Source organism: Stenotrophomonas sp. SPM, assembly GCF_003105135.1.
Lineage (GTDB): Bacteria > Pseudomonadota > Gammaproteobacteria > Xanthomonadales > Xanthomonadaceae > Stenotrophomonas.
Window position 1 is genome coordinate 1 of record NZ_QETL01000202.1, and the last position, 1,813, is coordinate 1,813.

At 67.1% G+C, this 1,813-nt stretch carries 2 protein-coding genes; one reads left to right on the forward strand and one right to left on the reverse strand.

What is annotated here, in order from left to right; translation table 11 throughout:
• Nucleotides 1–180: 180 nt before the first annotated feature.
• Nucleotides 181–930, reverse strand: coding sequence for a 2,3-diphosphoglycerate-dependent phosphoglycerate mutase (gpmA, locus tag DCO49_RS19960; RefSeq protein ID WP_108768246.1), 750 nt, complete (start codon nt 928–930; stop codon nt 181–183).
• Nucleotides 931–1,023: 93 nt separating this feature from the next.
• On the opposite strand from gpmA, the gene nfi reads away from it, so the two are divergent.
• Entirely contained in the window at nt 1,024–1,713 is a 690-nt protein-coding gene (nfi, locus tag DCO49_RS19965; protein WP_116865460.1) for a deoxyribonuclease V, read from the forward strand.
• The last annotated feature ends 100 nt before the right edge of the window (nt 1,714–1,813 follow it).

Here is a 1,813-nt window from a genome sequence, read left to right on the forward strand (position 1 = left end):
AACTGCCCGACGCACGCAGCAGCGCGACCTCGGTCAGCTGGCAGCCGCAGGGCGAAAAGGAACGCCGCCGCGGCCAGCGCAATCCGAACCAGGCCACGCGCCTTTTGCACGCCATGAAAGCAGTCGAGCATGGCTCGACTCTACAAAAGAAAAGGCCGGCTTTGCGCCGGCCCTTCGTTCTTATTTCGCCTTGCCCTGGTTGGCCACGGCCTCAGCAGCCTTGCGTGCTGCTTCCGGGTCGCCCAGGTAGCGGAACGACTTCACCGTCAGGTCGTCGTTCAGTTCGAACAGCAGCGGGATGCCGGTCGGGATGTTCAGCTCGAGGATTTCCTCGCGCGAGACATTGTTGAGGTACTTGTACAGCGCGCGCAGCGAGTTGCCGTGGGCGGTGACCAGCACGGTCTTGCCGTCCTTCAGCTGCGGCGCGATGGCGTCGTGCCAGTACGGCAGCACGCGGTCGAGCGTGGTCGCCAGCGATTCGGTGCCCGGCAGTGCGTTGCGGTCCAGGCCGGCGTAACGACGGTCGTGGATCGGGTGGCCCGGGTCTTCCAGCTCCATCGGCGGCGGCGGGATGTCGTAGGAACGACGCCACACCTTGACCTGGTCCTCGCCGTGCTTGGCAGCGGTCTCGGCCTTGTCCAGGCCCTGCAGGCCGCCGTAATGGCGTTCATTGAGGCGCCAGGACTTGTTTACCGGCAGCCAGTCCTGGCCCAGTTCGGCCAGCGCACCCTGCAGGGTGTGGATGGCGCGCTTGAGCACCGAGGTGTGGGCGACGTCGAACTGCAGGCCTTCTTCGCGCATCAGGCGGCCGGCGTTGGCGGCTTCGCTGCGGCCCTGGTCGGTCAGATCGACATCAACCCAGCCGGTGAAGCGGTTGTCCAGGTTCCACTGGCTCTGGCCGTGGCGCAACAGTACGAGTTTACGGGTCACTGCAGGATCTCCAACGCGAGGAAAGGCAGGCGGACATTGTAGCCCCGCCCGCGCTCACCGCGCCGTGGCAGCGGCCATGCCACGGTGCGGGCGATGAAGACCGTGATCGATCCGGGCCATTGGCAAGGCAGCGTCGCCGCCGCCCGCGAACAGCAGCTGCAGCTGGCCAGCCGCGTGGAGCGCCAGGACCGCCTGCCGGTCAAGCCGCGCTGGCTGGCCGGGCTGGACGTGGGCTTCGAGGATGACGGCGCCACCACCCGCGCCGCAGCGGTGTTGCTGGATGCCCGCACCCTGCAGCCGGTGGCGCAGGAGATCGCCCGCATTCCCACGGTAATGCCCTACATCCCCGGCCTGCTCAGCTTCCGCGAACTGCCGGCCCTGCTGGCCGCGTTGGCACAGCTGCCGCGCACGCCGGACCTGGTGTTCGTCGATGGCCATGGCATCAGCCACCCGCGACGGCTGGGCGTGGCGTCACACCTGGGCGTGGTGACCGACCTGCCCACTATCGGCGTAGCCAAGTCGAAGCTGGTGGGGCGCTTTGAAGAGCCCGGTGCAGAAACCGGCGCACACACGCCGTTGCTGTACGGCGACGAGCAGCTTGGCTGGGTGCTGCGCAGCAAGGTCCGCTGCAAGCCGCTGTTCGTGGCTGGCGGGCACCGGGTCAGCGCCGATACCGCGCTGGCCTGGGTGCAGCGCACGCTGCGCGGCTATCGGCTGCCCGAGCCGACGCGGCTGGCCGACCGGCTGGCTTCGCGCCGCGACGAGGGTAGAGTCGACTGCTAGTTGTGATCTCTCTGTACGTTGTTCATCCGGGACATCTTTGGAAAATGGTGGTTACCACACCGTTCCAGCCCCCAAAGAGCCCGGATGAACAATCATAAAA

Bases quoted from the DNA above. Each gene is read 5' to 3' on its own strand.
- nfi (WP_116865460.1), top strand. From the start codon at position 1,024: ATGAAGACCGTGATCGATCCGGGCCATTGGCAAGGCAGCGTCGCCGCC.